Source organism: Burkholderia sp. BCC0044, from assembly GCF_902832955.1.
In the GTDB taxonomy this organism is placed as follows: domain Bacteria; phylum Pseudomonadota; class Gammaproteobacteria; order Burkholderiales; family Burkholderiaceae; genus Burkholderia.
The window spans coordinates 755315-779498 of sequence record NZ_CADFDO010000001.1; the positions used below are offsets into that span (position 1 = coordinate 755315).

The following is a 24184-nucleotide window of genomic DNA, read 5'->3' on the forward strand; positions in this document are numbered from 1 at the left end:
GCGAACGAATGCCGTCGCGCAGCCCGCCGAACGCCTGTCCGGTTCCGCCGACGCAGCCTTCCGGCGTCGGGGGGCAAAAAGCCCCCGCTCCTGCACGAGCGAGCGGGGAAATGGTTGACCGGGCCGGGGAAGAACGGTCAACCGGTCAAATTGTGATCGCGGGTCGCGCGACGGTCTGTGCGGCAACTCACCCTTTAGTGACGACGTGACGGCGACCGGCATGCTCGTATGCCGGCGAATACCGTCGTGATTCAAGCGCGACGCATTGCTCGCCGGCCTCGCTGACGGCGAGCCGGTCGACGGCGTTCGTCTTTTCATTCCGGCGTTTTATTTTGTTTTAATTCGAGTCGACTTTTCAGTTCCGGGCGCAGTTTCCGGTAAGCCGTGGATATTGTCAAAGCAGGATTATTCTATTTTTTTCGCACGATGCGATTTCCATCGCGTCTTTTTGTTCGGAATTTCGCGCGCACAATGATCTGCGTCATGAAAACACGAGTTCGTCGCTATAACGAGCCACTGGAAAACCAATCGGAAACCATATCGATCCAGTCGAGATTGCTGACGATTTCGATAGCGGCGTCACCGACGATTTCTGCTGTCGACGCATCCGCCGCCACCGCGCCGGCTGCCACCGCGCTCGCCTTCGCAATCTCGGCCGATGCGACGGGCCTCGGATCGACAAGCCGCTCCAGCCAGCCGACGAGATTGGCGCGCGCGTCCGCCTCATCGGCGAAATCGTTTCGCTCGAGAAAACGATCGAACACGATCCACCCGAGCGCCTTGCTGCGCACTTCGGATTCGAGCTGCCTGTCGACAACGGCGGTACGGCCGGACTCCGTGATTTCGAGCGTTGCCGTGAAACGGTAATCGAGATATTCGATCTCGAGTTTCGATGGCACGGCTTCTCCGTTCAATGTGTCCGCTCGATTTTCATGATGCTTGGCGCCTGACGTGCTTCGCGATACAGCGTGAATCTTGCGTGAATGTCGCGCCGGGCTTCATTCTCGCCGGCAGTATCGCGATATTCTCGCGGCCTGTCGATATGGACCGTCAGCGTATGACCGCCTTCGTTCTTTTCGCCGGTTGAGCCGTCAGTCGCTCCGTTTTCCTGTTTCCTGCATCGACCTGCTCCGTAGCCGCAATCGCGCTGCTAAACTCGAATCACAAAGAAAACCGCTTGCGCCACCAGAGGAAATAATGACGCTCGCTCTCGCACGACAAGGCGGCGTAGACGTCTGGATCGTCCAGCTTCCCGGGCACGCTCCCTATGCCTACACACACCTCAAGCGGGTATTCTCGTCCGACGACTCTCGACATCGGGTCGTAACGATCGACCTGAAGAAACTGCTGGCCTGCGCCGACCGCGACACCACCGACTACGTGCTGCCGTCGGTTCAGTACTGGGCGCCCGGAAAAGCCGCGGGCATTCGCGAATTCCTCAATCCGGACCGGGACCGGATTCCGGACATGCCGTTCATCACATTTCGCGAGACGAGAACGCGGACGTTGTTCGGCATTCCCGGCCTGTCGAAAATCGGCGTCGCATCGTTCCGTAACGGCCAGCATCGCGCGCGCTATCTCGCCTATGCCGGTGCGACGATCTTGCCCGTCGAAATCCACGAGACCGAAGCCGATTTGCTCGTGCGGTATTGCGGCGAGTGACGACAAAGTCCGTTCGGCTTTCACCGGGCGCTTCCATAGCAGCCAGGCGCCGTTGCACTCGCTTGCCGTCGCTCGCATCGATGCCGGCAAGCATTCAAGCCTGGATCGCGTAAATCCGGTCGGCGACTTCCGTCTGGCCGATGCGGCTCGTTTCGACACCAACCCATTGCCAGCCGTTGTGTTCGTAGAACCCGATCGCACGCACGTTGCCCTCCAGTACCTGCAGATGGACCTTGTCCACGCCGATCGACCGGGCCCATGCGCGAACGGCTTCGATCATGCGCTTGCCCGTGCCGCTGCCGTGATGCGAAGGATGAACGTGCAGGCAGTCGAGCAGCACACCCAGCGCCGGATCGACGGGGCGCTCGGCGCTGACGAAGCCGACGGGCTCGCCGTTCGACTCGGCGATCAGCACGAGGCCCCACTCGCTCTCGTCGCGATCGAAATACTTGCGCCACCGGATCGCATGCTCCGTCGGCACCTCGTCGGACAGATAGGTGGCCGGAAGGATGTGGCTATAGGCGGTTTGCCAGCTCAGCGTGTGCAGGCGAGCGATGTGGTTCGCGTCGTGGGGCGTCGCGTCGCGCAGTATGGTCCGGGTGTCCGGCATCGGTAGCCACTCCTTGTGCTGCTTCTCTTGATCGGCATGTGTCTGCGCAAAATATACCGTGCTTCGCGGGATGCATTTCGCAGGGCTCATCGTCGGGGCGCGGCACGTGGGCAAAAAAAATCCCGACACCTTCTCCGGTCGTCGGGATCGAACGGCCCTGTAAAGCATGAGGGCACGAGGAAGGTCATACATTACACGCATGTAAGACTGTTGCGCTTTGTCGGTTTGCGCCAAGCCCCTGTTCGATTCCGCCAATCAGCCGGTTATGAACGGGCGTAAACGAAAAAAGCCTGCTCGCGTGTTGCGCGAGCAGGCAAGAAAACGGATCAGCATTCGAGGCACGAGGGCTGTCCAGGCAAGATAACGGCATGGCGGGCGGGAACCTTAGGCGGGAAGGGAAGCGCTGCGGGCAAAGTGGTACGAACGTTGTCGGCGCAACGACAAGGAAACGCGATACGAAGCGGGACCGGGCTTTTTCGGCATCACATTGCAGATGCCGGACAAGCGGTGGTATCGGCCGATACCACGCACGAACACGCGCTCGACTTCGACACCCGCCCTCCTTGCTTCGCCCGATTTCTGATAGTCGATATCGAAGTCATATCGCCGGGGCGGCTCGATTCCGTCTTTACCAACCCGAATGTTCGGCGTCCACATGCTGCCCGGTGCCGGCTGCACGGACTCGACGATGATTTCGTAACCGTCGAATTCATCGCCATTGCATTTGATTCTCTTGTGCAAAGGGTGTCCCTTTACATGCGCCTGATGTTGCTGTCGCGCAGCGCGCTTTACGCAACCGCTCTTTTGAAGCGCAAGGCCGAAATGGCATCGCGGTGGTTTCGTTGAATACGGGGATGCCACTTCGTTAAAGACGCCGTGACCAAGACACACGACGGCTGTGTCCGAACGCCAGAAAGCAAAAAGCCCGGCTCAATGAACCGGGCTTTTTGCTTGAATTTTTTGGGGTGGCTGATGGGACTCGAACCCACGACGACAGGAATCACAATCCTGGACTCTACCAACTGAGCTACAGCCACCACTGATACTGCTTTCTTCGCTTCGCTGTTTTGTTTCAGCAGCGAAGAACAAGATTATACGAACACTTTTGAATCTTGCAAAGCCTTTTTTTCAAAAAATTCTTCGGCTTCGTTCAGATGTGCGCGTGCCTCGTCGAACACGGCCAGATCGCCGCGCGCGAGCTTCTTGTTGTCGGATAGCACGCGACGCCAGCCGCGCGCGCCCGGCATGCCGCGATACAGCCCGAGTGCGTGCCGCACGATCGCGCCGAGGTAGGCGCCGCGCTTCAACTCGGCCGCGCAATACGCGATCAGTTGCGCTTCGGCCTCTTCGCGCGTCGGCACCGCTGCGGTCGACCCGTAGAAGCGCGCATCGACCTCCGCCAGCACGTACGGGTTGTGATACGCCTCGCGGCCGAGCATCACGCCGTCGACGTGCTCGAGATGCTGCGCGACTTCATCGAGCGTCGTGATGCCGCCGTTGATCACGATCTCCAGCGACGGAAAATCGCGCTTCAACCGATACGCATAGTCGTACTTGAGCGGCGGGATCTCGCGATTCTCCTTCGGCGACAGCCCCTTCAGGATCGCGTTGCGGGCATGCACGACGAAGGTTTCGCAACCGGCCTCGGCCACCGTGCCGACGAAGTCGCGCACGAACGCATAATCCTCGACCGCATCGACACCGATCCGGTGCTTGACCGTCACCGGCACCGACACCGCATCGCGCATCGCCTTCACGCAGTCGGCGACGAGCGCCGGCTCGTTCATCAGGCATGCACCGAACGCGCCGCGCTGCACGCGCTCGGACGGACACCCGCAATTCAGGTTGATTTCGTCGTAGCCCCACTGCTCGCCGAGCTTCGCCGCGCGCGCGAGGTCGTCACGTTCGCTGCCGCCCAGTTGCAGCGCGACCGGCGATTCGCTCGGCGTGAACGCAAGATGCCGCTGGGCATCGCCGAACAGCAGCGCGCCCGTCGTGATCATCTCCGTATATAGCCACGTATTGCGCGTCAGCGTGCGGTGGAACGACCGGCAATGGCGGTCGGTCCAGTCGAGCATCGGCGCGACGGATACACGGCGGGGAGGAAGCGAGGACGGAACGGACATGGAATTCGGGCGACAGGCCAGGCGGCGCGGAAACAACCTGTTATTTTACCGCAATACCGGCGATGCCCGCCCGACACGCGCGCTACCGGTCGCCCAGCTCCCCATCGACCGCCCGGCGCGCCTCGTCGAACACGCGCTCGATCACGCGCCGCTCGGTGAGCAGCATCCCGTCGACCTTGACCAGCCGCCAGTCGATCCGTACGGCATCGCCCTGCAGCACGCGGTAGTGCGCATGCTCGCCGTCCCAGACCTGCTCGGTCTTCACCTCGATCTCGAAACCGCGGTACGGCTCGCTGAAATCGCCGAGGTCGCTGCCTCTCGGTTCCATCGCACGCTCCGTGGCGACGCCGCGCCAGGCCGCGTGCGCGGCCGGCGCCGCACGCTCAATCGTATTCGTCGGACAAAAACGCCCGGCCATCGGCCGTCAGGTCGACCCGGTCGGCCGTCGCCTGATAGATCAGCCCGTCATTCAGCAACGCATAGACCACGTCGTCGAACGCGGCGGGAACCGGCCGGCTGTCGCCGAACTGGTCGATCCATTTCAGCGCCTCGATGGCTTCGGGGGAAAGGATGGGGGTCATGCGTTGGCCTCCGGCATCGGTGTCGTTCCATCCTAGCACTTCGTCCGGCACTCGAATACCGAGGCAAACGCGCGGCGCGAACGCAATGCGGCGCCGCCGGGCACGTTGCCTGCCCGGCGGCGCCGCACCGACGCGCGACCCGCGCGCTCAGAGACGCGCGATCGAGACTTCCGTCGACTTCACGAGCGCGACGACTTCCGCGCCGACCTTCAGTTCGAGTTCGTCCACCGAACGGGTGGTGATCACCGACGTGACGATGCCGAACGGCGTCTCGACGTCGACTTCGGAGACCACGGACCCGCGAATGATCTCCTTGACCTTGCCCTTGAACTGGTTACGTACGTTGATTGCGGTGATGCTCATCGGGATGATCGCTCCGAAGAAAAAAGTCTCAGAACGGGCGGCCGGAGCCGCCCGGAATTAAACGGCCCAGCGGATCTGCCCGACCGGTCGAACCTTGTCTGCTTCATGCTCCGTGTCCTGATCGGCCGCGCCGGGGCCGCCGGCGAGCACGCGTTTCAGCACGCGATCCTCCAGCGCCGCGAAGGCGGCCGACGCGCGGGCACGCGGCCGGTCGAGCGGCACCGGCTGGTCGAGCGCCACCCGCCCCTGCTCGATCAGCAGGATGCGATCGCCGAGCGCGACGGCCTCCTGCACGTCGTGGGTGACGAGCAGCGCGGTGAACCGATGCTCGCGCCACAGGCGCTCGATCAGCGCATGCATCTCGATGCGGGTGAGCGCGTCGAGTGCGCCGAGCGGCTCGTCGAGCAGCAGCAGTTGCGGCCGGTGCACGAGCGCGCGGGCCAGTGCGACGCGCTGCCGCTGGCCGCCCGACAGTTGCGCGGGCCAGTCGTTCGCGCGTTCCAGCAGCCCGACTTCGTCGAGCACCGCGCGGGCCTGGTCGCGCGCGCCGCGGCCGAGGCCCAGCATCACGTTCTGCAGCACGCTCTTCCACGGCAGCAGGCGTGCATCCTGGTACATGATCCGCGTATCGAGCGCGCCGCCGCCCTCGCCGCGCGTCACGAGCGCGCCGCTGCTCGGCTCCTCGAGCCCCGCGACGAGACGCAGCAGCGTCGATTTCCCGCAGCCGCTGCGGCCGACGATCGCGACGAAGCTGCCGCGCGCGATGCCGAGCTCGACGTTGTCGAGCACCGTACGGGCGCCGAAGCGCTTGCTGACGCCCGACAGCGTGACCGCGTCGTCGGATGCCGGGCCGCCTGCGCGCCGCCGCGCGAGCGGCACGACCGATGCGCTGCCGTCACGTTCGAGAATCGCCGCTTCGCGCGCATCGCCGTCCGCGACGCGGGCCTGCGCCAGTTCGGCCTCGAGGTCTGCGCCGGCGAGCGGGCCATAGGCAGCCGCCGAAGTCGTCGCATTCATGCCTTTGCTCCTGATTGATAGGCGGGGTGCCAGCGCAGCGTCACGCGCTCGATCCATTTCGCCAGCACATCGGCCAGCTTGCCGAGCACCGCGTACAGCAGGATGCCGACCACCACCACGTCGGTTTGCAGGAATTCACGCGCGTTCATCGTCATGTAGCCGATGCCCGACTGCGCGGAGATCGTTTCCGCGACGATCAGCATCACCCACATCAGCCCGAGCGCGAAACGCACGCCGACGAGGATCGACGGCAGCGCACCGGGCAGGATCACGTCGCGGTACAGCGCGAAGCCGCGCACGCCGTAGCTCTTCGCCATCTCGATCAGGTTCGCGTCGACCGAGCGGATGCCGTGATACGTATTGATGTAGACGGGGAAGAACACGCCGAGCGCGACGAGGAACAGCTTCGCCTTCTCGTCGATGCCGAACCACAGGATCACGAGCGGGATCATCGCGAGCGCCGGGATGTTGCGGATCATCTGGATCGTCGAGTCGAGCGCGACCTCGGCGGCCTTCGACAGCCCGGTCGCAAGCCCCAGCGCGAGACCGACGCCGCCGCCGATCGCGAAGCCGAACAGCGCGCGCCACGTGCTCACTTTCACGTTCGCCCACATTTCGCCCGACGTCACGAGCGACCAGGCCGCGCGCACGACCGCCACCGGCTCGGGCAGCACGCGGGTCGACAGCCAGCCGGTGCGCGCACCGACTTCCCACACCACCAGCAACGCGAGCGGCACGAGCCACGGCGCGACGCCGCGCCACGCGCGGGCGGCCACGGCGACGCCCGTCGTCGACGTTTTCGTTGTCATCGCAGGCCTCCGTCGCTCAGCTCTGGGCCGTCTTCGGCAGATAGTTGTTGCCGACGATCTCGCCGAACGGCCCCGACAGCGGGCCGGTGGCCTTCTCCGCACCCTTGCCCTTGATCAGCGGGAACACGAGTTCCGCGAAGCGATACGATTCCTCGAGGTGCGGATAGCCGGACAGGATGAACGTCTCGATGCCGAGATCCGCGTATTCGCGCATGCGTTCCGCGACCTGCTCGGGATTGCCGACGAGCGCCGTGCCGGCGCCGCCGCGCACGAGCCCCACGCCGGCCCACAGGTTCGGATAGACCTCGAGCGACTCGCGGCCGCCGCGCTTGCCGCCGTGCAGCGCGGCCATCCGGCGCTGGCCTTCCGAATCCATGTTCGCGAACGCTTTCTGCGCACGCGCGATCGTGTCGTCGTCGAGCCGGCTGATCAGCCGATCGGCGTCACGCCATGCCTCGTCCTCGGTCTCGCGCACGATCACGTGCAGGCGGATGCCGAACTTGATCTTGCGGCCGCGCGCCTCGGCACGGGCGCGGATGTCGGCGATCTTCTTCGCGACGGCCTCGGGCGGCTCGCCCCAGGTCAGGTAGGTATCGATGTGATCGGCGGCAATCGCGTGCGCGGCCGGCGACGAGCCGCCGAACCACAGCGGCGGATGCGGATGCTGGGCGGGCGGATAAAGCGCCTTGCCGCCTTTCGACTGCAGGTGCTTGCCGATGTAGTCGAACCCGTCGTTGTCGTGCGACGCGGTGAGCAGCCCGCGCCAGATGTTCAGGAAATCGTCGGTGATCTCGTAGCGCGTGTCGTGATCGGCGAACAGGCCGTCGCCTTCGAGCTCGGCCGCATCGCCGCCCGTGACGACGTTGATCAGCAGGCGGCCGCCCGACAGGCGGTCGAACGTCGCGGCCATCCGCGCGGCCAGCCCCGGCGAAGCGATGCCGGGGCGCACGGCGACCAGGAACTTCAGGCGCTGCGTCGCAGGAATCAGGCTCGACGCAACGACCCACGCATCCTCGCAGGAACGGCCGGTCGGCAGCAGCACGCCTTCGTAGCCGAGCGTATCCGCCGCCACGGCGACCTGCTTGAAGTAATCGTAGTCCGCGGCGCGCGCACCTTCGGCCGTGCCGAGATAGCGGCTGTCGCCATGCGTGGGGATAAACCAGAACACATTCATCTGCTGCTCCTGCTTGACTGTCACTGCCGAAATTTGAAAAAAGCATCGCCCTGCTCGCGTCGCGGATGAGCGACGCATGCATGGTGTGCATTCGAATCGGGATGGCTCGCCGGTCAGGCCGTGCCGCGGACGAGGACGCGATTGCACGGCTGTTTCTGGGAAATCAGTCTAGGGATCGGTACAGGGCTTTGGAACGATTTTTTTGAGCTTAGGTTTTCCGCTTTCGTGATTAGCACGACGCTGGAGCGAATATCGCCGCGGCCGGGCCCTATAATGGCGCACCTATCCGAATAACTCCGCGCGCCCGGCCCCGGCCGTGCGCGCCTGCGGTGCACTCATCGATGCAGAAAGTCATCCTGCCGTTCCTGTCCGGCTTCCTGGCCGCGCTGTTCTTCCGCGAGGCCACGCTCGCCCTCCTCCACACGGCCGACCTGATCGCCGCAACCGGCTTCTCGACACAACCGTTCGCGCCGCTCGGCATTCCTGAATTTGTCGCGAATGCGCTGATCAGCGCGTGTTGCGCGATTCCGATGGCGTGGTTGCTGCGCGTGTCGCCGGAACGCGAAGCATCGTGGATCGGCGCGCTCGTGTTCGGCGGCATCGTGCTGACGGCCGCCCGCGTGTTCGCGATCGATCCGCTGCGCGGCATCTGGCCGTCGGGCAACATGATGCCCGTGCTCGCGGCCGGCTTCGCGGCGAACGCGGTGTGGGGTTTCGGCGCGCTCGTGTTCATGCGCGCGTTCATGTCGGACGACGCGGGCGACGAATAACGCCGGCGCGGACGACGTACCCTTCGGCCTCAGGCCGACCGACTTCCATGAAAAAGGCCGCGTGCATCGTGCACACGGCCTTTTCGTTTCCGTGTCGCGCGTCGATCGGCCGCGCGCGTCAGCCCGATCGACGTCAGTCCTTCAGCTTGCGCAGCGGATGCGTGTCGGGCGTCCACGGGCTGCCGAACATCGCGAGCACGTCGGCACGACCGACGTCGGCGGCCGACTTGAAACGCCACACAGGCTGCTGATCCTTGTCGACGATCAGCGCGCGCACGCCTTCGATCACGTCGCCGTGCGCGAAGGTCGAGCGCGTGAGATCGAGATCGCGCCGCAGGCAATCGGCCATCGTCGCGCCGCGCGCGCGTTCGACGACTTCGAGCGACACGGCCATCGACAGCGGCGACAACTGCTCGCGCATCGCGTGGGTCGCCTTCTCGACCCACCCGTCGACGGCCGCGCAATCCTGCTCGGCGTCGAGCGACGCGAGGATCGCGTCGAGGTCGGGCTGCGCGAAATGCCGGTCGATCCCGGCGCGCGCGTCCGCAAGCGCCGACGTGTCGGGCGTCGGCACGACCTTGTGCGCGGCTGCCGCGTCGGTCACGCAGGCGACGGCCTGCGCGCCGCTGTCGAGGCGCGCGCCGCGCAGCGTGTCGAGCAGCGCCGGCAGCGCGGCATCGGGCAGATAGACGTCGGCGAGTTGCGCGTACAGCGCGCCGGCCGCGTCGAGCGTCACGCCGGTCACCGCGAGATAGCGGCCGATCGCGCCGGGCGTGCGTGCGAGAAACCAGCTCATCCCGACGTCCGGGAACAGGCCGATGCGCGTTTCGGGCATCGCCATCTTCGTCGAGTCGGTCACGACGCGCAGGCCGCCCGTCTGCCGCGCCGCCTGCGAAATCCCCATGCCGCCGCCCATCACGACGCCGTGCATCAGCGCGATGTACGGCTTCGGATACGTGAAGATCGCATGGTTCAGCGTGTATTCCTCGATGAAGAACGTGTCGACCGCATCGCGGTCGCCGCGCTGCCACGCGTCGTGGAAGAAGCGCACGTCGCCGCCCGCGCAGAATGCGCGCGGATGCGGGCTGTGCACGACGACCGCGACGACGTCGGGATCGTCGCGCCATGCGTCGAGCGCCTGCTGCATCAGCCGGATCATGCCGACCGACAGCGCATTCAGCGCCTTTGGCCGGTTCAGTTCGAGAAAGCCGATGCGGTTCGCGACATACGCGCGCACGTCGGGCTGGGCGGATTCGGCGGAAGCGGCGGCGGGAGTGGAATCGGTCATGACGGTCATCCGGCAAACGGCAGTCGCACGCTCAGTGCGCCTGCATCTTCGAGAACAGGTTCAGCACCACGACGCCCGCGATGATCAGCCCGAGACCGATCACCGCCGGCACGTCCGGCACCTGGCGATAGAGCAGCATCGCGACGAGCGTGATCAGCACGATGCCGGCGCCCGACCAGACGGCATAGATGATGCCGACGGGCATCGTGCGCAACGTGAGCGACAGGCAGTAGAATGCGACGCCGTAACCGGCGACGACGAGGACCGACGGCCACAAGCGCGTAAAGCCGTCCGCCGCGCGCAGCGCGGACGTGCCGATCACTTCCGCGACGATCGCGATCGCGAGCCATGCGTAACCGGGCAGTTGCATCGCTCAGCTCCTTGCGAGGGCCAGTACCGCGTAGTCGTGACCGAGTTCCGCACACAGCGCCTCGACGACGAACTCGTGGTCCGCGCGCTGCGGGAGCCCGGACGCGGTGATCGAGCCGATCACGCCGGCGCCGGCGACGGTCAGCGGAAACGAACCGCCGTGCGACGCATATTCGGCGACCGGCAACCCGTGCTTGTCCGCGAGCGTCGCGCCGGCCTGCTGCATGCGCAGGCCGATCGCGTACGAGCTGCGGCGAAAATGCGCGACGACGTTGCGCTTGCGGCGCACCCAGTCGGCGTTGTCGGGCGTCGCGCCGGCGAGCGCCGCGTAGAACAGCGGCTGGCCGAACGTGACGATGTCGATTGCGATCGCATGGCCGCGCGACGTCGCGAGCGCGTGCATCCGGTTGCCGAGCGCCCACGCGCGGGCCGGGTCGAAATGGGGAAACACGAGCGCCTGTTCCTGCGCGCCGATCGATTGCAGATCGTGAGCGATATCCATGAATCCGTCGATGCAGTAATGAGAGTCGCAGCGGCGCCGATGCGATCGCGCAGGGCCCCGCTGCCGAAGTGACGAAACAAACCGCTCGATTCTAGCGCACGCGCCCAGCGCACCGTCCCCACCAGACGCGACACGGGATTGTCAGAAAGTGCTTGCGCGCGTTCGGGGAACTCCTTATAATTCATTTCTTCGACGGACGCGGGGTGGAGCAGTCTGGCAGCTCGTCGGGCTCATAACCCGAAGGTCGTAGGTTCAAATCCTACCCCCGCAACCAACCGTCCAGAATTTCGCAAAAAGCCCGGCCTCGCGCCGGGCTTTTTGTTTTCGCGCGTCCGAACGCGGTGCCCTCTTCGCTCGTGCGCCCGCCGTTTCGCACGACACGCCGCCGCATGCGCAGGCGTTCAAGAATGCCGCGGGCCGGTGATACACTCGCATCACCTCGTCCCTTCCACTCGACATGAAATTCTGCTCCGTCTGCGGTCACGAAGTCCTCGCGCGCATTCCTCCGGGCGACAACCGTGAGCGCTTCGTCTGCGATCACTGCGGCACGATCCACTATCAGAATCCGCGCAACGTCGTCGGCACGGTGCCGGTCTGGGGCGACCAGATCCTGCTGTGCCGCCGCGCGATCGAACCGCGCTACGGATTCTGGACGCTGCCGGCGGGCTTCATGGAAATGGGCGAGACGACCGCGGAAGCCGCCGCACGCGAAACGCTCGAGGAAGCCGGCGCGCGCGTCGAGGTGCAGAACCTGTTCACGCTGCTCAACGTGCCGCACGTGCACCAGGTCCATCTGTTCTACCTGGCGCGGCTCACCGACCCGGGTTTCGAAGCCGGCGAGGAAAGCCTCGAAGTGAAACTGTTCGACGAAGCCGACATCCCGTGGGACGAGATCGCGTTCCCGACCGTCAGCCAGACGCTGCGCTTCTTCTTCGCCGATCGCGCCGCCGGCGACTACGGCGTGCACACCGGCGATATCTTCCGCTCGTTGCGCAACGGCTGAGCCCCGCACCCATGGTTCCCTGGCTCGGCCCGGACGATCCGTTTCCGTCCATCGAACGTGCGCTCGGTCCGGCGACCGGCGCGCCGGGGCTGCTCGCCGCGAGCGCCGACCTGCTACCGTCGCGGCTGATCGACGCGTACCTGCGCGGCATCTTCCCGTGGTACTCGGACGGCCAGCCGGTGCTGTGGTGGAGCCCCGACCCGCGCATGATCCTCGTGCCGGCCGAATTCAAGGTATCGCCGTCGCTGCGCAAGACGCTGAAGCGCGTGCTGCGCACGCCGGAATGGGAAGTGCGCGTCGATCACGACTTTCCCGGCGTGATGCGCGCCTGCGCGCAGGCGCCGCGCCGCGGGCAGCGCGGCACCTGGATCACCGCCGAGATCATCGACGCCTACACGTCGCTCTACCGCTCCGGCAACGCGCACAGCATCGAGACGTGGCACGACGGGCGCCGCGTCGGCGGCCTGTACGGCGTGTCGTTCGGCCGGATGTTTTTCGGCGAGTCGATGTATGCGGACGCGACCGATGCGTCGAAAATCGCGCTGGCCGCGCTGATCGCGCACCTTCGCGAGCAGGGGCTGGAAATGATAGACTGCCAGCAGAATACGTCGCATCTAGCGTCGCTCGGCGGCCGCGAGATCGCACGCAAGGCCTTTGTCGCTCACGTGCGCCGCGCGGTAGCCGAACCGCCGATTCCGTGGCAGTTCGACAAGCGCGTGCTCGCCGCGCTGACGAGCCCCGCCGAAACGGCGGCGCCCACCGGGAGCGAGCGCTAGCGCGGCACTCCTTCCCTGCATCGAGAGCTGCCCATGACTCACCCGACTGAGCTGCCGCTTTCACCGCTTTCGGCGCTGCAATTCTATGCAACGGCGCCCTATCCGTGCAGCTACCTGGACGGCCGCATCGCGCGCTCGCAAGTCGCGACGCCGAGCCACCTGATCAATTCCGACATCTACACCGAACTCGTGAAGGCCGGCTTCCGCCGCTCGGGCGTCTTCACGTACCGCCCGTACTGCGACGGCTGCCGCGCATGCGTGCCGGTGCGCGTGCCGGTCGGCGAGTTCGCGCCGACGCGCACGCAGCGCAGGATGTGGAAGCGGCACCGCGCGCTGGTCGCGACGGTGTCGCCGCTGCACTACGACGAAGAGCACTACGCGCTCTACATGCGCTACCAGTCGGCACGCCACGCGGGCGGCGGCATGGATCGCGACAGCCGCGACCAGTACGAACAGTTCCTGCTGCAAAGCCGGATCAATTCGCGCCTCGTCGAATTCCGCGACCTCGACGCACCGGGCGGCGAACCCGGCAAGCTGCGGATGGTCAGCATGATCGACATCCTCGGCGACGGGCTGTCGTCGGTCTACACGTTCTTCGAGCCGGACGACCGGCACACGAGCTACGGCACCTACAACATCCTGTGGCAGATCGAGCAGGCGAAGAGCCTCGGGCTGCCCTACGTGTACCTCGGCTACTGGATCCGCGAGAGCCCGAAGATGGCCTACAAGGCGAACTTCCATCCGCTCGAAGGACTGATCGACGGCCGCTGGAAGACACTCGATCCGGAACGGATCGACCTGCCGCCCGTCGACGCGGCGCTCGCGCGCGCACCGTTGCCGGGCGGGCATTCCGGCTCGGGCTGACGCGCGCGGCGGCGGCTACGAAGCGAAGCATGCCCGTGCCGCGCAACTCCCGGTAAAATAGCGGGTTGTCATTCATTTCGGCCGTCCGCCCCATTCCCGTGTTCAGTTCCCTCTACCCGCTGGCCCGCGCATCCCTGTTCAAAATGGATGCGGAAGACGCTCACCACCTCACGCTGCGCGCGCTCGGCGCGGCCGGACGCACGGGCCTCGCCTGCGCGCTGTCGGCCCGCGTGCCCGACGCGCCGCGCACCGTGATGGGGCTCACGTTCCGCAACCCGGTCGGCCTCGCGGCCGGCCTCGACAAGGACGGCGCGGCCATCGACGGCCTCGCGGCGCTCGGCTTCGGCTTCATCGAGGTCGGCACGGTCACGCCGCGCCCGCAGCCCGGCAACCCGCGCCCGCGGATGTTCCGGCTGCCGCAGGCCGAGGCGCTGATCAACCGGATGGGCTTCAACAACCACGGCGTCGACCAGTTCGTGAAGAACGTCCAGGCCGCCCGCTATCGCGGCATCCTCGGCCTGAACATCGGCAAGAACGCCGACACGCCGATCGAGCGCGCCGCCGAGGATTACCTGTACTGCCTCGAGCGCGTGTACCCGTTCGCAAGCTACGTGACGATCAACATCTCGTCGCCGAACACGAAGAACCTGCGCCAGTTGCAGGGCGCGGGCGAGCTCGACGCGCTGCTCGCCGCGCTGAAGGACAAGCAGCAGCGCCTCGCCGACCTGCACGGCAAGCTCGTGCCGCTCGCGCTGAAGATCGCGCCCGATCTCGACGACGAGCAAGTCAAGGAAATCGGCGACACGCTGCTGCGCCACAAGATCGAGGCAGTGATCGCCACCAACACGACGCTGTCGCGCGCGGCCGTCCAGGGCCTGCCGCACGCGGACGAAGCCGGCGGCCTGTCGGGCCGCCCCGTGTTCGACGCGTCGAACGAAGTGATCCGCAAGCTGCACGCCGAAGTCGGCAACGACGTGCCGATCATCGGCGTCGGCGGCATTTTCTCCGGCGAGGACGCTCGTGCGAAGCTGGCGGCCGGCGCGGCGCTCGTCCAGCTCTATACCGGCTTCATCTATCGCGGCCCGGCGCTCGTGTCCGAATGCGTGAAGGCGATCGCCCGCGAACGCAGTGCGTAATATAGCCATAAGCAAACTATATTTAGTTTTCGATAGTATTTTTGCTATCATCGACTTCACGATCAGAATCATTGACCCGGACAGGGCAAGGACACACACGATGAAATTTTCGCTGTTGAAGAAGCTGCTGGTTGCCGGCGTGATCGGCACGTCGTTCGCTGCGGCCACCGCGCATGCGGCCGACCTCCTCGACCAGGTCAAGCAGCGCGGCACGCTGCGCGTCGGCCTCGAAGGTACGTTCCCGCCGTTCAACTCGAAGAACCCGCAAGGCGAACTCGTCGGCTTCGACGTCGACATCGCGAAGGCCGTCGCCGCGAAGCTCGGCGTGAAGGCCGAATTCGTGACGACCGAATGGAGCGGCATCATCGCGGGCCTGCAGGCCGGCAAGTTCGACGTGATCGCCAACCAGGTCGGCATCACCGACAAGCGCAAGGAAACGCTCGACTTCTCGCCGGCATACACGTACTCGTCCGCGCAGCTGATCCAGCGCAAGGACGACGCGCGCGAGTTCAAGTCGCTGGAAGACCTGAAGGGCAAGAAGCTCGGCGTCGCGCTCGGCACGAACTACATGGACATGGCGAAATCGGTGCCGGGCATCGACGTGAAGACGTACCCGGGCGCGCCCGAGTACCTGCGCGATCTCGCGGCCGACCGCCTCGACGCGGCGCTCAACGACCGCCTGATGCTCGCGTACCTGACGAAGAACTCGCAGCTGCCGCTGCGCCCGGGCGCGAACGTCGGTTCGGCGAACCCGTCGGGCATCCCGTTCAAGAAGGGCAACCCGAAGTTCCAGAAGGCGATCGACGACGCGATGACGCAACTCGAGGCCGACGGCACGTTCACGAAGATCTCCGACAAGTGGTTCGGCATCGACGTGACGAAACCGATCAAGTAAGCACGCCTGCATTTCCCGCCTGACGGCGGGCCGGAAAGGGCGGCATCCGCAACGATGCCGCCCTTTGTTTTATCGGTCCGGTTTATGATTGCGCTTTCGCGCACGCATTCGCCTCGTATTCCATGTCGACAACGTCCCTGCTCGTCCAATCGCTGCCGGTGCTCGCCCAGGGTGCCGTACTGACCGTCAAGTTCGCCGTGCTGTCGATGGTGTTCGGCCTGCTTGGCGCCGTCGTGCTCGCGATGATGGGCATCCGGCAAAGCGAAGCGCTCGACGGCTTCGAGCGCATCTGGGTCAATGCGCTCGCGTGGCTCGCGCGCGCGTACGTGAGCCTGATGCGCGGCACGCCGCTGCTCGTGCAGATCTTCGTGATCTATTACGGGCTGCCGAGCCTCGGCATCTCGCTCGACCCGACGCCGGCCGGCGTGATCGCGCTGTCCGCGAACGTCGCGGCCTACATGTCGGAAAGCATGCGCGGCGCGATCAACGGAATCGCGCGCGGCCAGTGGCTCGCCGCGTACAGCCTCGGGCTGTCGTGGGGGCAGACGCTGCGCTACGTGATCGGCCCGCAGGCGCTGCGCATCGCGGTGCCGAGCCTGTCGAACAGCCTGATCAGCCTGATCAAGGACACGTCGCTCGTGTCCGTCATCACCGTGACCGAACTGCTGCGCAGCGCGCAGGAAGTGATCGCCGCGACCTATCAGCCGCTGCCGCTCTATCTCGCCGCCGCGGCCGTGTACTGGGTGCTGTGCCAGATCCTCGAATGGGTGCAGCGCTGGTACGAAAAGCGCCTGTCGCTGCCGTCGCGGCACTGAGCCGCGCCGTCGCGCCGGGCCGCGCTCGCGGGCCCGACGCCCTCCTTCCCGCCTGTTCCCCCTATTCGCCCGAATAGCGCACGCCGAGCACGGCGCGCGCCGCATCGGTCATCACGATCATCTGTCGCGAATGGTCGTGCGTGATGATCGGGCTTTCGGTCTCGCCCGCGCGCAGCAGGTCGCAGAAATGCGCGGTTTCGTAGTTCAGCCCGCCGCCTTCGGCCGGTGCGTCGAGTTCGACGGTGCGCCCGTCCGCATAGCGGATCGTCGCACGCTCGGGGTTCCACCACTTCTCGTGAATCGTCACGTGGCCGCCCGCCGCGGCGATCAGCGCATCGCCGCGCCCCATCACGTCGAGCCCGCAAAAGAGCTGCGCGATCCCGCCGTTCGCATGCACGCTGTTCAGGCTCGCGAACAGGTCGACACCCGTCGCGCCGACGCGGCCGAGCGTCTGCACGTCGCGCGCCGCGCCGAGCCAGTCGACGGCGAGAAACGCCTCGTAGATGCCGATGTCGAGCAGTGCGCCGCCCGCGCGATCGAGCCGATAGACGGAATGGTCGTCCGGCATCGACGACGATGCGCAACCGGCCCGCACGAGCCGGATCTCGCCGATCGGATCGTCGCGCAAGTGCGCGCGCAACCGACGGTACAGCGGGAAGAATGGCGGCTTCATCGCCTCCATGAAGAGCCGCCCGGCATCGCGCGCCGCGTCCAGCACCGTGTCGAGTTGCGCGGCGTTCAGCGCCGCGGGTTTCTCGCACAGCACGGCCTTGCCGGCAGCCAGGGCGGCCAGCGTGTACTGCGCGTGACTGTCATGGAGCGTCGCGATGTAGACCGCGTCGATCTCGTCGCTCGCGAGGAGCGCGTCGAGGCTCGCGGCAGGCGTGCCGCCGTATGCCCCGCAGAAGGCGGCAGCCGCGTCGGCGCGGCGCGCCCAGACGCCGGCGAGCGTGGCGCCCGGCACATGTGCGAGGCTTTGCGCGAAGCGGCGCGCAATGCTGCCTGCACCGACGATGCCGAAGCGCACCGGGCGATGGTCGTTGTCGTTCATCCTGATTTTCCGTGTCGGTCGTATGGCGGTGGCCGGCACGCTGCCGGCCGGCCCTCATGATAAACGGCCCGGCGGCACGAGGATGAGCGACACGCGCCGCGTCAGGCACGCACCGGCACGTCGACCGAGAAATCGCGCGAAATCTCGTCCGCGCTGAAATCGATCAGCGCGAGCGAGGCCGCTTCGGCTTCGCGCGGGTCGCGCCGTTCGATCGCATCGACGACGCGCGCATGCGCCTTCACCGCGATGTCGTGCGCGCCTTCCTTCTGCACGACGCGCGGATTCACGAGACGCACTGCTCCGCGCACGATCGCCGCCATCTGCTGGAAGAACTGGTTGCCGCTCGCCTGGACGATCCGCGTATGCAGCAGCTCGTCCGCCGTGTCGTAGCCGGGGTCGCCCGGCTGCAGCACCTTGAACGCATCGAACGCTTCGCGAATGCCCGCGATGTCGGCCGCCGTCGCACGCACCGCCGCCTGCGCGGTCGCGCGTGGTTCGATCAGCATCCGGAATTCGATGACGTCGCGCATGAACTGCGGATCGGGCTTTGCCCGAAATCGCCAGCTCACGACGTCTTCGTCGATCATCCGCCAGTCGCGCATCGGCCGCACGCGCGTCCCGACTTTCGGACGCACGTCGAGCATGTCGCGCGCAAGCAACATCGACAACGCTTCCCGCATCACCGTGCGGCTCACATCGAACTCTTTCGACAGCACGTCCTGCGGCGGCAAGATGCCGCCGTACTTGTCTTCGACGATACCCGCGACAAGCCCATCCATCACTTTGGCGACCAGTGACCGGTCTTTGCCCTGCTCCATGACACCTCCCCGTGCGTCGATTTGCGAACACCTGCTCCGCAGTTCCGCCGGCCCTGGTTACTACTCTGTTCTTATGATCTATAAGTTGATGAGTTCGACGATATTTCGCTATCTGGTAAACACCTGACAGGGTTATCCCTCTTTTGAACGAGGTGATTTATACGGCTAAAAAAAAGGCCCGGGAAGCGCGCCGCGCCTGCCGGACCCCGGTTTCCACAAGATTTAACCATCCAATCCATGACAGCCGATACCGCGCCGTTACGGACTGCTTCTCATTCAGTTTCAGCGAGCCGGATAAACGATCGTTTCAACGCCGTTTTCCGTGCCGAGCAAGCACAGATTCGCGCCGCGCTCGGCGAACAGGCCGACCGTCACGACGCCCGGCCATGCATTCACCTGCGCTTCGAAACCGCGCGGATCGGCGATCTGCAGCCCCTTCACGTCGATGATCTCGTTGCCGTTGTCGGTGATGTAGGGCGCGCCGTCCTTCGTCACGCGCAGCACGGGCACGCCGCCGAGCGCGGTCACGCGCCGGCCGATCGCCGTGCGCGCCATCGGCACGACCTCGATCGGCAGCGGGAATGCGCCGAGCACCGGCACGCGCTTGCTGGCGTCGGCGATGCAGACGAACGTGTCGGCCACCGACGCGACGATCTTCTCGCGCGTCAGCGCACCGCCGCCGCCCTTGATCATCGCGCCGCCGGCGTCGATCTCGTCGGCGCCGTCGACGTACACCTGCAGTGAATCGATCTCATTCAGGTCGAACACCTTGATGCCGTGCGATTTCAGGCGTTCGGTCGTGGCGACCGAGCTCGACACGGCGCCGCGATAGCGCGATTTGACGGCGGCGAGCGCGTCGATGAAGCAGTTGGCGGTCGAGCCGGTGCCGACCCCGATCACGGCGCCTTCCGGCACGTTCTGGATCACGTAATCGGCGGCGGCCTGGCCGACGAGGCGTTTGAGTTCGTCTTGAGTCATGGCGTGGTAATGCTGCGGGATTGCGGAAAACCGCCAGTTTACCGGAGTCGGCGCACGCCCCCGCGTTTTTCGGCGGGCGATACGCCGCGTATTCAGCGCATGTCGGCCGCCGGCGCGGGGTCCGCCGCTTGCGTGCCGGGGAAGTACTTGTCGAGCAGCGCCTGCGCGATCGCGTCGCTTTCCGCGTCCGGATTGCCCGCGTAATCGGACGGCCGGAAATGCATCTGGAACGCCGCGAACACGCGCCGCGTGCGCGTGTCGAGCACGCCGTCGGTCGGCACGTCGTAGCCGTAGCGCGCAAGCTTGAGCTGCAGTTCGCGCACGTCGACCGGCGCGTGCGGGTCGCGGCCGCCGAGCCGCGCGGCGACGGTCGCGTCGTCCGGCCATGCGCCGACGCCGGCTTGCGCGAGCGCATGCCACGGGAACAGCGGGCCGGGATCGATCTTGCGTTGCGGCGCGATGTCGCTGTGCCCGACCACGCGCGTCGGCGGAATCCGGTAGCGCGCGACGATGTCCTTCGACAGGCGGACCAGCGCGTCGACCTGTTCGGGCGGATACGGCTGCCAGGTGCGCTGCTGTGCGTCGAGCGGGCCGCGGTTCACGTTCTCGATGCCGATCGACACCGCGTTCAGCTCGGTCGTGCCCTGCCACTCGCTGACGCCCGCGTGCCACGCGCGCCGCGCTTCCGGAACGAGCTGGTAGACGACCGGCATCCCGCGCTCGGTGCGCGGCTGCGGCGGGATGACGTAGTGCACGCTGACCGAATCGCCGGTCAGCGTACGCAGCGATTTCGTCTCGTCGCTTTCGGTGTAATGCATCACGAGAAAGCGGATCCGCGAATCGGCGCCGCGCGCGTGCAGGCTCGTGTCGGCGTAGTAGGTGCCGCGTTCGACGAGCGACGGCGACGTGCAGGCCGCCAGCAGCCCAAGCACGGCGCAGGAGACGCCAACACGAAACAGGGTCATCGGTCGCGGGTTCCGGAGAACCGCGTGCCGCTTTGCATCGCGGCACGCGTCGTTCGGGTCGTTCGACGCCCGCGCATCGCGCGCGGGACGGGCCGGGTCGGCCCACGGGCAGCCCCGGGGGGCAGCCCGGAGGTCAGCCCTTCACGCGCCGCTGGCGCACGGCCTCGTACAGGCACACGCCGCTGGCGACCGACACGTTCAGGCTTTCCACGCTGCCGGCCATCGGGATGCTCATCACTTCGTCGCAGGTGTCGCGCGTGAGCCGGCGCATGCCTTCGCCTTCCGCGCCCATCACGAGCGCGACCGGGCCGTCGAGCTTCGTATCGTAGAGCGTCGCCGACGCCTCGTCCGACGTGCCGATGATCCACACGCCGGCTTCCTTCAGCTCGCGCAGCGCGCGGGCGAGGTTCGTCACCGTGATGTACGGCACCGTATCGGCCGCCCCGCTCGCCACCTTGGCCGCGGTCGCGTTCAGGCCGACCGCCCGGTCGCGCGGCGCGATCACCGCGTGCGCGCCGGCCGAATCGGCGACCCGCAGGCACGCGCCGAGGTTGTGCGGATCGGTGACGCCGTCGAGCACCAGCAGCAGCGCGGGCCCGTTGATGCCGTCGAGCAGCTCGGACAGGTTCTGCGCGAGCGGCATGTCCTCGACGCGCGCGACGACGCCCTGGTGGCGCTCGGTGTGCGCGAGGCCCCACAGGCGCGTTTCGTCGGCCGCGATCAGCCGCACGCCCGCTTCCTTCGCGGTGTGCAGGAAGTCCTGCATGCGGCGGTCGCGGCGCGTCTGGTCGTACAGCACCTCCGCCACCGTCGATGCATCGTGCCGCAAACGTGCGGTCACCGCATGAAAACCGTAAAGAACCTTCAGACGTGACATGACTGGAACAACCTTCGATCAAACGTGCGGCCGCGCGACGTGCGCAGCCGCGATCCATGGAAAAGGAAAGCGCCGCGTGGCCGGCCGATGACCGGTGACGCGGCGTCTCTCGATACTGCAGGGCATGCGCGAACGCCGCCCCGAACGCTCAATACTTCTTGCGGGCGCGCGGCTTCTTCGCAGTCGGCTTCGCGGGTGCGCCGCCGCCACCGCCGCCGCCCTTCTTCTTCGCGGCGCCACGCGCGGCGCGCGCTTCCTTCACCGCGACGCTCGGCGCGCTCGCGGCCGGCTTGCGGCGCGGCACGGTTTCCTCCACCGGCGGCAGCGCACGCACGCGCGGGCCGCCGCCGTTGCGATCGACACCGGCAGCCGGCGCGGGCGACGGACGCGGCGCCTTCACCGGCGTATCGCGCACGAGGCGGAAATCGATCTTGCGCGCGTCGAGATCGACGCGGCTCACCTGCACGCGCACGCGATCCGACAGGCGATAGCGGATGCCCGTGCGCTCGCCGCGCAGCTCGTTCTTGATCTCGTCGTACTGGAAGTAGTCCGAGCCGAGCTCCGTCACGTGCACGAGCCCTTCGATGAACAGCGTGTCGAGCTGCACGAAGATGCCGAACGACGTCACGCCGTTCACCATCCCGCCGTACTCCTCGCCGAGCTTGTCGCGCATGAAGTAGCACTTGAGCCACGCTTCGACGTCGCGCGACGCCTCGTCCGCACGGCGCTCGTTCGCCGAGCAGTGCAGGCCGAGTTCTTCCCAGATCGCCGTGTTCGAGCGCGAACGGCCGCGCGCTTCGTCGTCGGCCTGCTGCATCGCGCGGGCGCGCGGCGACAGCGCGGTGTTCAGCTCGAAGCCTTCCGGCGCCTTCGGCGTGTATTTCTTGCCCGACAGGATCGCGTAGATCGCGCGGTGCGTGAGCAGGTCCGGATAGCGGCGGATCGGGCTCGTGAAGTGCGCGTACGCCTCGTATGCGAGACCGAAGTGGCCGATGTTGTCCGGGCTGTAGACGGCCTGCTGCATCGAGCGCAGCAGCATCGGCTGCAGCATCTGCGCGTCCGGCCGGTCGCGGATCTGCGCCATCAGCGCCGCGTAGTCGCTCGCATGCGGCTTGTCGCCGCCGCCGAGCGACAGGCCCATGCCGCGCAGGAACGCACGCAGGTTCTCGAGCTTCTCCGGCGTCGGCCCCGCGTGCACGCGGTACAGGCCCGGATGCTTGTTGCGCTTCAGGAAATCGGCCGCGCAGACGTTCGCGGCCAGCATGCATTCCTCGATCAGCTTGTGCGCGTCGTTGCGCTGGCGCGGCACGATCTGCTCGATCTTGCCCTGCGAGTTGCAGACGATGTAGGTCTCGGTCGTGTCGAAGTCGATCGCGCCGCGCTTTTGACGGGCGGCGAACAGCGACTTGTAGACGCCGTACAGATCCTGCAGGTGCGGCAGCAGATCCGCGCGGCGCGCGGCCTCCGGCCCCTTCGTGTTCGACAGCACGGCCGCGACTTCGGTGTACGTGAGGCGCGCCGCCGAATGGATCACGGCCGGATAGAACTGGTATGCCTTGATCTCGCCGCGCGCGGTAATCACCATGTCGCATGCGAGCACGCAGCGGTCGACCTGCGGGTTCAGCGAACAGAGGCCGTTCGACAGCTTCTCCGGCAGCATCGGGATCACGCGGCGCGGGAAGTAGACCGACGTGCTGCGCTCGAGCGCGTCGGCATCGAGCCCGCTACCCGGCTGCACGTAGTGCGACACGTCGGCGATCGCGACGATCAGCCGGTAGCCGTCGCCGCGGCCGACCTTGACCGGCTCGCAGTACACGGCATCGTCGAAGTCGCGGGCGTCCTCGCCGTCGATCGTCACGAGCGGCACGTCGCGCAGGTCGACGCGGAAACGCAGGTCCGCCGGCCGCACCTTGTCGGGCAGCGCGGCGGCTTCGTCGAGCGCCGGCTGGCTGAATTCGTGCGGCACGCCGTACTTGCGCACCGCGATTTCGATTTCCATGCCCGGATCGTCGATGTCGCCGAGCACTTCGACGACACGGCCGAGCGGCTGCGAATGGCGGCTCGGGAAATCGGTCAGCTCGACGACGACGACCTGCCCGACCTTCGCCTTCTTCACGTTCTGCGTGATCAGGATGTCGTGGCCGATGCGCTTGTCTTCCGGCGCGACGATCAGCGCGCCGTTCTCGTTCAGCAGGCGGCCGATCACGCGCTTGTTCGCACGCTCGGTGACTTCGACGACATGCCCTTCCGGCCGGCCGCGGCGATCGTAGCCGACGATCCGCGCGAGCACGCGGTCGTTGTGCATCACCTTCTGCATTTCGCCGTTCGGCAAGAACAGGTCGTCCTGGCCGTCGTCGCGGATCACGAACCCGTAGCCGTCGCGATGCCCCTGCACGCGCCCCGCGACGAAATTCGACGGATGGGTCAACTGGTAGTGGCCGCGCTTGTCGAGGCGGATCTGGCCGTCGCGCTCCATCGCGGCGACACGCCGGAAGAACCCCTCGCGCTCCTGACGCTTGATCGACAGGGCTTCGGCGATGTCGTTGGCGGCCAGCGGCGCGTCGCTCGTACGCAGCACGCCGAGAATCTCTTCACGGCTCGGAATGGGGTACGGATATTTGCTCAAGGGTTTGTCGATGATTGTTCTCGTTGCGTTGACTGATGGTGCACGGCATCAACATAGAGGTGTCCGTCTGACAGTTCTATATTGACGGCGGCGGGTCATTCTATCACCC

At 66.3% G+C, this 24184-nt stretch carries 27 protein-coding genes and 2 tRNA genes; 9 read left to right on the forward strand and 20 right to left on the reverse strand.

From position 1 onward, the window contains the following. Window positions 1–503: 503 nt before the first annotated feature. Window positions 504–899, reverse strand: a complete 396-nt coding sequence (locus HWX14_RS03345; RefSeq protein WP_175881536.1) for a hypothetical protein — start codon at window positions 897–899, stop codon at window positions 504–506. 298 nt (window positions 900–1197) lie between these two features. Between HWX14_RS03345 and HWX14_RS03350 the strand changes: the two genes are divergently transcribed. Then, entirely contained in the window at window positions 1198–1662 is a 465-nt protein-coding gene (locus HWX14_RS03350) for a hypothetical protein (RefSeq protein ID WP_175881537.1), read from the forward strand. A 94-nt stretch (window positions 1663–1756) separates the two neighbouring features. Here HWX14_RS03350 and HWX14_RS03355 read toward each other — a convergent pair whose 3' ends face one another. The 10 genes from HWX14_RS03355 to ssuD form a co-directional block, all read right to left on the reverse strand. Beyond that, window positions 1757–2272 (reverse strand): GNAT family N-acetyltransferase, encoded by a 516-nt coding sequence (locus HWX14_RS03355; RefSeq protein ID WP_175881538.1) that lies wholly within the window; start codon window positions 2270–2272, stop codon window positions 1757–1759. 384 nt (window positions 2273–2656) lie between these two features. Beyond that, the gene (locus HWX14_RS36340; protein ID WP_244130157.1) at window positions 2657–3013 is read right to left on the reverse strand and encodes a hypothetical protein; all 357 of its coding nucleotides are present in this window, start codon (window positions 3011–3013) and stop codon (window positions 2657–2659) included. A 220-nt stretch (window positions 3014–3233) separates the two neighbouring features. After that, a tRNA-His gene (locus HWX14_RS03365) sits at window positions 3234–3309 on the reverse strand. A gap of 54 nt (window positions 3310–3363) precedes the next feature. Beyond that, a complete protein-coding gene (gene dusA, locus HWX14_RS03370) occupies window positions 3364–4350 on the reverse strand; it encodes a tRNA dihydrouridine(20/20a) synthase DusA (RefSeq protein WP_244130177.1) in 987 nt (328 codons plus the stop codon). A gap of 130 nt (window positions 4351–4480) precedes the next feature. Beyond that, window positions 4481–4726 carry a hypothetical protein gene (locus tag HWX14_RS03375; protein WP_175881540.1) on the reverse strand — a complete coding sequence of 82 codons (246 nt, stop codon included), beginning with the start codon at window positions 4724–4726 and terminating at the stop codon, window positions 4481–4483. A gap of 55 nt (window positions 4727–4781) precedes the next feature. Then, window positions 4782–4979, reverse strand: a complete 198-nt coding sequence (locus HWX14_RS03380) for a hypothetical protein (RefSeq protein ID WP_175881541.1) — start codon at window positions 4977–4979, stop codon at window positions 4782–4784. A 147-nt stretch (window positions 4980–5126) separates the two neighbouring features. Then, window positions 5127–5342, reverse strand: a complete 216-nt coding sequence (locus HWX14_RS03385; RefSeq protein WP_006476104.1) for a TOBE domain-containing protein — start codon at window positions 5340–5342, stop codon at window positions 5127–5129. Between the two features lie 57 nt (window positions 5343–5399). Next, the gene (locus tag HWX14_RS03390) at window positions 5400–6359 is read right to left on the reverse strand and encodes an ATP-binding cassette domain-containing protein (RefSeq protein ID WP_175881542.1); all 960 of its coding nucleotides are present in this window, start codon (window positions 6357–6359) and stop codon (window positions 5400–5402) included. After that, window positions 6356–7168 carry an aliphatic sulfonate ABC transporter permease SsuC gene (gene ssuC, locus HWX14_RS03395; protein WP_011545311.1) on the reverse strand — a complete coding sequence of 271 codons (813 nt, stop codon included), beginning with the start codon at window positions 7166–7168 and terminating at the stop codon, window positions 6356–6358. Before ssuC ends, HWX14_RS03390 begins: the two co-directional genes overlap by 4 nt. Window positions 7169–7184: 16 nt before the next feature. Continuing rightward, window positions 7185–8342, reverse strand: a complete 1158-nt coding sequence (gene ssuD / locus HWX14_RS03400; RefSeq protein WP_175881543.1) for an FMNH2-dependent alkanesulfonate monooxygenase — start codon at window positions 8340–8342, stop codon at window positions 7185–7187. 341 nt (window positions 8343–8683) lie between these two features. Between ssuD and HWX14_RS03405 the strand changes: the two genes are divergently transcribed. Next, a complete protein-coding gene (locus HWX14_RS03405; RefSeq protein ID WP_006484223.1) occupies window positions 8684–9112 on the forward strand; it encodes a hypothetical protein in 429 nt (142 codons plus the stop codon). Window positions 9113–9245: 133 nt separating this feature from the next. Here HWX14_RS03405 and HWX14_RS03410 read toward each other — a convergent pair whose 3' ends face one another. Genes HWX14_RS03410 through HWX14_RS03420 form a run of 3 tightly spaced genes read right to left on the reverse strand, consistent with a single transcriptional unit; the run spans window position 9246 to window position 11271 of the window. Beyond that, the gene (locus HWX14_RS03410; protein WP_175881544.1) at window positions 9246–10400 is read right to left on the reverse strand and encodes an enoyl-CoA hydratase/isomerase family protein; all 1155 of its coding nucleotides are present in this window, start codon (window positions 10398–10400) and stop codon (window positions 9246–9248) included. 31 nt (window positions 10401–10431) lie between these two features. Next, complete coding sequence (locus HWX14_RS03415) at window positions 10432–10770, reverse strand: multidrug efflux SMR transporter (RefSeq protein ID WP_011545307.1); 339 nt, start codon at window positions 10768–10770, stop codon at window positions 10432–10434. 3 nt (window positions 10771–10773) lie between these two features. Continuing rightward, window positions 10774–11271: a heme-degrading domain-containing protein gene (locus tag HWX14_RS03420; protein WP_006476110.1), complete on the reverse strand. Its 498-nt coding sequence runs from the start codon at window positions 11269–11271 to the stop codon at window positions 10774–10776. Between the two features lie 197 nt (window positions 11272–11468). Between HWX14_RS03420 and HWX14_RS03425 the strand changes: the two genes are divergently transcribed. The 7 genes from HWX14_RS03425 to HWX14_RS03455 all read left to right on the forward strand — a co-directional run bounded on the left by HWX14_RS03425 (window position 11469) and on the right by HWX14_RS03455 (window position 16760). Then, window positions 11469–11545 (forward strand) — tRNA-Met (locus tag HWX14_RS03425). A 183-nt stretch (window positions 11546–11728) separates the two neighbouring features. Further along, window positions 11729–12274: an NUDIX hydrolase gene (locus HWX14_RS03430; protein WP_006476111.1), complete on the forward strand. Its 546-nt coding sequence runs from the start codon at window positions 11729–11731 to the stop codon at window positions 12272–12274. 11 nt (window positions 12275–12285) lie between these two features. After that, complete coding sequence (gene aat / locus HWX14_RS03435; RefSeq protein ID WP_175881545.1) at window positions 12286–13050, forward strand: leucyl/phenylalanyl-tRNA--protein transferase; 765 nt, start codon at window positions 12286–12288, stop codon at window positions 13048–13050. Between the two features lie 33 nt (window positions 13051–13083). After that, entirely contained in the window at window positions 13084–13914 is an 831-nt protein-coding gene (locus tag HWX14_RS03440) for an arginyltransferase (RefSeq protein WP_006476113.1), read from the forward strand. A gap of 98 nt (window positions 13915–14012) precedes the next feature. Next, window positions 14013–15050, forward strand: a complete 1038-nt coding sequence (locus HWX14_RS03445; protein ID WP_027807358.1) for a quinone-dependent dihydroorotate dehydrogenase — start codon at window positions 14013–14015, stop codon at window positions 15048–15050. A gap of 100 nt (window positions 15051–15150) precedes the next feature. Next, complete coding sequence (locus HWX14_RS03450) at window positions 15151–15945, forward strand: cystine ABC transporter substrate-binding protein (RefSeq protein ID WP_175881546.1); 795 nt, start codon at window positions 15151–15153, stop codon at window positions 15943–15945. Between the two features lie 122 nt (window positions 15946–16067). After that, window positions 16068–16760 (forward strand): amino acid ABC transporter permease, encoded by a 693-nt coding sequence (locus tag HWX14_RS03455; protein ID WP_012328406.1) that lies wholly within the window; start codon window positions 16068–16070, stop codon window positions 16758–16760. A 61-nt stretch (window positions 16761–16821) separates the two neighbouring features. Here the strand turns inward: HWX14_RS03455 and HWX14_RS03460 are convergent, their stop codons facing one another. The 6 genes from HWX14_RS03460 to rnr form a co-directional block, all read right to left on the reverse strand. Continuing rightward, window positions 16822–17811, reverse strand: coding sequence for a Gfo/Idh/MocA family oxidoreductase (locus HWX14_RS03460; protein WP_175881547.1), 990 nt, complete (start codon window positions 17809–17811; stop codon window positions 16822–16824). Between the two features lie 101 nt (window positions 17812–17912). Continuing rightward, window positions 17913–18629 (reverse strand): FCD domain-containing protein, encoded by a 717-nt coding sequence (locus HWX14_RS03465; protein WP_006476118.1) that lies wholly within the window; start codon window positions 18627–18629, stop codon window positions 17913–17915. A gap of 282 nt (window positions 18630–18911) precedes the next feature. After that, window positions 18912–19607, reverse strand: a complete 696-nt coding sequence (gene rpiA, locus HWX14_RS03470) for a ribose-5-phosphate isomerase RpiA (RefSeq protein WP_175881548.1) — start codon at window positions 19605–19607, stop codon at window positions 18912–18914. A gap of 92 nt (window positions 19608–19699) precedes the next feature. Further along, a complete protein-coding gene (locus HWX14_RS03475; RefSeq protein ID WP_175881549.1) occupies window positions 19700–20572 on the reverse strand; it encodes an N-acetylmuramoyl-L-alanine amidase in 873 nt (290 codons plus the stop codon). A 133-nt stretch (window positions 20573–20705) separates the two neighbouring features. Beyond that, the gene (rlmB, locus tag HWX14_RS03480; protein WP_050012544.1) at window positions 20706–21449 is read right to left on the reverse strand and encodes a 23S rRNA (guanosine(2251)-2'-O)-methyltransferase RlmB; all 744 of its coding nucleotides are present in this window, start codon (window positions 21447–21449) and stop codon (window positions 20706–20708) included. Window positions 21450–21597: 148 nt separating this feature from the next. Further along, the gene (gene rnr, locus HWX14_RS03485; RefSeq protein WP_175881550.1) at window positions 21598–24075 is read right to left on the reverse strand and encodes a ribonuclease R; all 2478 of its coding nucleotides are present in this window, start codon (window positions 24073–24075) and stop codon (window positions 21598–21600) included. Window positions 24076–24184 lie beyond the last annotated feature (109 nt).

Bases quoted from the DNA above. Each gene is read 5' to 3' on its own strand.
- HWX14_RS03350 (WP_175881537.1), top strand. From the start codon at position 1,198: ATGACGCTCGCTCTCGCACGACAAGGCGGCGTAGACGTCTGGATCGTC.
- HWX14_RS03355 (WP_175881538.1), bottom strand. From the start codon at position 2,272: ATGCCGGACACCCGGACCATACTGCGCGACGCGACGCCCCACGACGCG.
- dusA (WP_244130177.1), bottom strand. From the start codon at position 4,350: ATGCTCGACTGGACCGACCGCCATTGCCGGTCGTTCCACCGCACGCTG.
- HWX14_RS03375 (WP_175881540.1), bottom strand. From the start codon at position 4,726: ATGGAACCGAGAGGCAGCGACCTCGGCGATTTCAGCGAGCCGTACCGC.
- HWX14_RS03380 (WP_175881541.1), bottom strand. From the start codon at position 4,979: ATGACCCCCATCCTTTCCCCCGAAGCCATCGAGGCGCTGAAATGGATC.
- HWX14_RS03385 (WP_006476104.1), bottom strand. From the start codon at position 5,342: ATGAGCATCACCGCAATCAACGTACGTAACCAGTTCAAGGGCAAGGTC.
- HWX14_RS03390 (WP_175881542.1), bottom strand. From the start codon at position 6,359: ATGAATGCGACGACTTCGGCGGCTGCCTATGGCCCGCTCGCCGGCGCA.
- ssuC (WP_011545311.1), bottom strand. From the start codon at position 7,168: ATGACAACGAAAACGTCGACGACGGGCGTCGCCGTGGCCGCCCGCGCG.
- ssuD (WP_175881543.1), bottom strand. From the start codon at position 8,342: ATGAATGTGTTCTGGTTTATCCCCACGCATGGCGACAGCCGCTATCTC.
- HWX14_RS03405 (WP_006484223.1), top strand. From the start codon at position 8,684: ATGCAGAAAGTCATCCTGCCGTTCCTGTCCGGCTTCCTGGCCGCGCTG.
- HWX14_RS03410 (WP_175881544.1), bottom strand. From the start codon at position 10,400: ATGACCGATTCCACTCCCGCCGCCGCTTCCGCCGAATCCGCCCAGCCC.
- HWX14_RS03415 (WP_011545307.1), bottom strand. From the start codon at position 10,770: ATGCAACTGCCCGGTTACGCATGGCTCGCGATCGCGATCGTCGCGGAA.
- HWX14_RS03420 (WP_006476110.1), bottom strand. From the start codon at position 11,271: ATGGATATCGCTCACGATCTGCAATCGATCGGCGCGCAGGAACAGGCG.
- HWX14_RS03430 (WP_006476111.1), top strand. From the start codon at position 11,729: ATGAAATTCTGCTCCGTCTGCGGTCACGAAGTCCTCGCGCGCATTCCT.
- aat (WP_175881545.1), top strand. From the start codon at position 12,286: ATGGTTCCCTGGCTCGGCCCGGACGATCCGTTTCCGTCCATCGAACGT.
- HWX14_RS03440 (WP_006476113.1), top strand. From the start codon at position 13,084: ATGACTCACCCGACTGAGCTGCCGCTTTCACCGCTTTCGGCGCTGCAA.
- HWX14_RS03450 (WP_175881546.1), top strand. From the start codon at position 15,151: ATGAAATTTTCGCTGTTGAAGAAGCTGCTGGTTGCCGGCGTGATCGGC.
- HWX14_RS03455 (WP_012328406.1), top strand. From the start codon at position 16,068: ATGTCGACAACGTCCCTGCTCGTCCAATCGCTGCCGGTGCTCGCCCAG.
- HWX14_RS03460 (WP_175881547.1), bottom strand. From the start codon at position 17,811: ATGAACGACAACGACCATCGCCCGGTGCGCTTCGGCATCGTCGGTGCA.
- HWX14_RS03465 (WP_006476118.1), bottom strand. From the start codon at position 18,629: ATGGAGCAGGGCAAAGACCGGTCACTGGTCGCCAAAGTGATGGATGGG.
- rpiA (WP_175881548.1), bottom strand. From the start codon at position 19,607: ATGACTCAAGACGAACTCAAACGCCTCGTCGGCCAGGCCGCCGCCGAT.
- HWX14_RS03475 (WP_175881549.1), bottom strand. From the start codon at position 20,572: ATGACCCTGTTTCGTGTTGGCGTCTCCTGCGCCGTGCTTGGGCTGCTG.
- rlmB (WP_050012544.1), bottom strand. From the start codon at position 21,449: ATGTCACGTCTGAAGGTTCTTTACGGTTTTCATGCGGTGACCGCACGT.